Consider the following 261-nt stretch of genomic DNA (forward strand, 5'->3'; position numbering starts at 1 on the left):
CGACGCGACGCTCAGCAATCAGATCGTCAGCCAGGCTGACATCGTCCGGTACGAACTCGCGAACGATCTCCTGCGCCCGTCGCACGGCCGATGACAGCGAGCGCACGTGCAAGCCATCCTCTCCCAACTCGATGACAACGGTATCACCGGTATCGATCCCGAGTTTACGCCGGAAGGCAGCTGGGATGATGAGCTTACCACCATCGATAATTTTGACCGCCTGCGACGACATAGGAATCATCCTTGATCGTACCGAAACAA

General features: G+C 57.1%; 1 protein-coding gene. It reads right to left on the reverse strand.

Annotated elements, in window-relative coordinates:
* The coding region (locus CVH10_RS21710) for an AbrB/MazE/SpoVT family DNA-binding domain-containing protein (protein ID WP_106489429.1) at positions 1-232 on the reverse strand (232 nt) is incomplete at its 3' end.
* Positions 233-261 lie beyond the last annotated feature (29 nt).

The sequence above is a fragment of the Halomonas sp. ND22Bw genome (genome assembly GCF_003011945.1).
Taxonomy (GTDB): domain Bacteria; phylum Pseudomonadota; class Gammaproteobacteria; order Pseudomonadales; family Halomonadaceae; genus Halomonas; species Halomonas halophila.